General features: G+C 66.7%; 3 protein-coding genes and 2 pseudogenes. 4 read left to right on the top strand and 1 reads right to left on the bottom strand.

Annotated features, from left to right (window positions below):
- Positions 1 to 603, bottom strand: a pseudogene (locus AC1DXV_RS32535) (hypothetical protein); the annotation flags it as partial.
- 161 nt (positions 604 to 764) lie between these two features.
- Between AC1DXV_RS32535 and trxA the strand changes: the two are divergent.
- From trxA to AC1DXV_RS32555, 4 genes and pseudogenes are all read left to right on the top strand, one after another.
- Positions 765 to 1,094 (top strand): thioredoxin TrxA, encoded by a 330-nt coding sequence (gene trxA / locus AC1DXV_RS32540; RefSeq protein ID WP_047511552.1) that lies wholly within the window; start codon positions 765 to 767, stop codon positions 1,092 to 1,094.
- A 279-nt stretch (positions 1,095 to 1,373) separates the two neighbouring features.
- Complete coding sequence (rho, locus tag AC1DXV_RS32545) at positions 1,374 to 2,636, top strand: transcription termination factor Rho (protein WP_477937614.1); 1,263 nt, start codon at positions 1,374 to 1,376, stop codon at positions 2,634 to 2,636.
- Positions 2,637 to 2,739: 103 nt separating this feature from the next.
- A complete protein-coding gene (locus tag AC1DXV_RS32550) occupies positions 2,740 to 3,000 on the top strand; it encodes a type B 50S ribosomal protein L31 (protein ID WP_169667437.1) in 261 nt (86 codons plus the stop codon).
- Between the two features lie 124 nt (positions 3,001 to 3,124).
- Positions 3,125 to 3,716: pseudogene (locus AC1DXV_RS32555) on the top strand (hypothetical protein); the annotation flags it as partial.

A 3,716-nucleotide genomic window follows, 5' to 3' on the forward strand; every position in this document is an offset into this window, starting at 1 on the left:
CAGCGGATCGCTGCCGCCGGTGCGCACCGCGATCCAGGCGCCGGGCTGCAGCGCGAACAGCGCGTCGGTGTGGGGCGGCGCCGCAGCCGCGGCCCATTCGACGGCGATCGCCGCGATCTGGCGTTCGGTCAGCCCGGGGCCGTCGCCGGCGGCGAGCAGCGCGCGGGCGTGGCGCCAGTGGGCCTCGCGCGCCGCGGGCTCGATTGCCGCGGCCGATCGTGCCAGCCCGTGGGCGAGCCGCACGAAGCCGGCCACCGCATCGTCGAAGGCCCGCGGATCGCTGCGGCCCCAGGCCTGCAGCCGGTCCTGGCTGCGCAGCAGGCGCGCGGCGGCCAGCCGGTCGAGGTGAACGTCGAACGTGATCTGGCCCTCGGCCGTGGGCGGCGACGGCCCGAGGCGGTGCGCGAGCGTCTGCGTCGTCTCGATCTCCGGCATCCAGCCGCCGGCCCGCGCCCAGGCGGTGCGCGCCGCGGCCAGTTGCTGCGCGAACGGCAGCAGCACCACGCAGCCGCGCGCCTCGACGCCCTGCTGCGCCAGCCAGCCGCGCAGCTGCGCGACCAGGCCGGGCGCGTCGAGCGCCGCGGCCGGCATGGTGGCGATCACGGGGGTTTCAAGGTCGGTCAAGGCAGGCTGGAGGGGGCGTTGCAGCTATCGAAGCCATAGCGGCCGTGAGGTCGGGGTGCGCCGCGCGCGCAGGGGCTTTGTGTCAGAATCATTGTGCCTTGCCACTCGCGACGGGTGGCACATGTCCAAGGACAAATCCCATGAGCAGCGAACTGATCAAGCACACCACCGACGCGTCGTTCGACAGCGACGTCCTGCAGGCGGACAAGCCCGTCCTGGTCGACTATTGGGCCGAGTGGTGCGGCCCCTGCAAGATGATCGCCCCGATCCTCGACGAAGTGTCGAAGGACTACAGCGGCCGCCTGCAGATCGCCAAGCTGAACGTCGACGACAACCGCGACGTGCCCGCCAAGTTCGGCATCCGCGGCATCCCGACCCTGATGCTGTTCAAGGGCGGCCAGCTCGCCGCCACCAAGGTCGGCGCACTTTCGAAGGCCCAGTTGACGGCCTTCCTCGACGGTCATCTATAATCCGCCGAATCGTGGTGGCCTCGGGCCCCGTTCTCCCCGGACGGACTGAAGCCACCACCTGAAGATTGCCACCTCGCCCAAAGCCGCCATCGGCAGCGGCGCGTAGGTCCGGCACAAAACTCCAGCGTTTCAAAACCCCAGCATTTCTGTCGTCGCGAGAGCGGTGCCAAGTTGTCCTGCAACCCGATGCCGGGTCGCTCGCACCACTTGTCGCAGTGATCGATCCGGGTCCGGTTTCACGGACCCTGCCTGCACTCTTTCCATCCAGGGGCCCTGCCCATGCATTTGTCTGAACTGAAAGCGCTCCACGTCTCCGAGCTCATCAYGATGGGTGAGGCACTGGAGATCGAGAACGTCGCCCGCATGCGCAAGCAGGAGCTGATGTTCGCGATCATGAAGAAGCGCGCGAAAGGCGGCGAGCAGGTGTTCGGCGACGGCGTGCTCGAGGTGCTGCCCGACGGCTTCGGCTTCCTGYGGGCCCCCGACGCGAGCTACATGGCCTCGACCGACGACATCTACCTGTCGCCGAGCCAGATCCGCCGCTTCAACCTGCACACCGGCGACGCCGTCGAAGGCGAGGTGCGGGTTCCGAAGGACGGCGAACGCTACTTCGCGCTCGTCAAGGTCGACCGGGTCAACGGCCTGACGCCCGAGGAGAGCAAGCACAAGATCATGTTCGAGAACTTGACGCCGCTGTTCCCGAAGGAACAGTTCAAGCTCGAACGCGACATCAAGAGCGAAGAGAACGTCACCAGCCGCATCATCGACCTGATCGCGCCGATCGGCAAAGGCCAGCGCGCACTGCTCGTCGCCCAGCCCAAGACCGGCAAGACGGTGATGATGCAGCAGCTGGCACATGCGCTGGTCGCCAACCACCCCGACATCTACCTGATCGTGCTGCTGGTCGACGAACGGCCGGAAGAAGTGACCGAGATGGTCCGCACGGTGCGCGGCGAGGTCATCAGCTCCACCTTCGACGAACCGGCCGCGCGCCACGTGCAGGTCGCCGAGATGGTGATCGAGCGCGCGAAGCGCCTGGTCGAGATGCGCAAGGACGTGGTGATCCTGCTCGACTCGATCACCCGCCTGGCCCGCGCCTACAACAACGTGCTGCCTTCGTCCGGCAAGGTGCTGACCGGCGGCATGGACTCGAACGCGCTGCAGCGCCCGAAGCGCTTCTTCGGCGCGGCGCGCAATGTCGAGGAAGGCGGCTCGCTGACGATCATCGGCACCGCGCTGATCGACACCGGCAGCCGCATGGACGACCTGATCTACGAAGAGTTCAAGGGCACCGGCAACTGCGAGATCCACCTGGATCGCCGCATGGCCGAGAAGCGCGTCTACCCGTCGATCCTGATCAACAAGAGCGGCACGCGCCGCGAAGAGCTGCTGCTGCAGCCCGAGATCCTGCAGAAGACCTGGATCCTGCGGAAACTGCTGTACCCGATGGACGAGATCGAGGCGATGGAATTCATCCTCGACAAGATGAAATCCACGAAGAACAACCACGATTTCTTCGACATGATGCGTCGCGGCGGTTGATGCCTGCGCGGTCGACGCTATAATCCGCGGTTTTCCGCATTCCGGAAAGTGCGCCAAGTGGTTTGGCGTGGCTCCCGGTATCACAGCGCTGAAGAGGTTTCTCATGGCCAAAGAAGGCATCCACCCGAACTACCGCGACATCTGCTTCGTGGACCTGTCCAACGGTTTCAAGTTCGTCACGCGCTCGTGCGCCCAGACGAAGGAAACCATCAAGATGGAAGATGGCCGTGAGCTGCCGCTGATCAAGCTGGAAACCACCAGCGAATCGCACCCGTTCTACACCGGCACCCAGAAGAGCATCGACTCGCTGGGCGGTCGCGTCGAGAAGTTCCGCAACAAGTTTGCGCACCTGAAGTCGAAGTAACCAGTCTCTCCACGAGACAAGCGAAGGCAGCCTGCGGGCTGCCTTTTTCATTGGCGCGCACGAACTTCGTGCACAAGTTGCTGCATCATCGTCGCCGTCCCGAGAAMAGCCTGCGCCACTTTCCTTGAACTCGCCCACCCCTGCCCTCGTCACCCAGCGTGCGGCCCAGCGCCTGCCGCGCCTGGCCCTGCTGTTGTTCTGCGCGGCCTACCTGCTGCCCGGCCTGTTCGGGCGCGACCCGTGGAAGGCTGCCGACATGACGGCCTTCGGCTACATGGTCGACATCGCCCAGGGCAGCACCAGCTGGTGGTCGCCGACCGTCGCCGGCATCCCGAGCGATTCGGCGCTGCTGCCGTACTGGCTGGGCGCCGTCTTCATCAAGCTGCTCGGCGGCCTGCTCGGCCAGCCGCTCGCGGCCCGCATCCCGTTCACGATGCTGCTGGGCGTCACGCTGCTGCTGACCTGGTACAGCACCTACCACTTCGCGCGCACCGAGGCGGCGCAACCGGTGCCGTTCGCGTTCGGCGGCGAGGCGAGCCCGATCGACTACGCCCGCGCCATAGCCGACGGCGCCTTGCTCGCGCTGATCGCGAGCCTCGGCCTGCTGCAGCTCGGCCACGAGACCACGCCCGAGCTCGCGCAGCTGGCCAGCGTCTCGCTGTTCCTCTACGCGCTGGCGGCCTGCCCGTTCCGCGGCTGGCAGAGCAAGGCGGCAG

Source organism: Rhizobacter sp. P3_C12, from assembly GCF_056402735.1.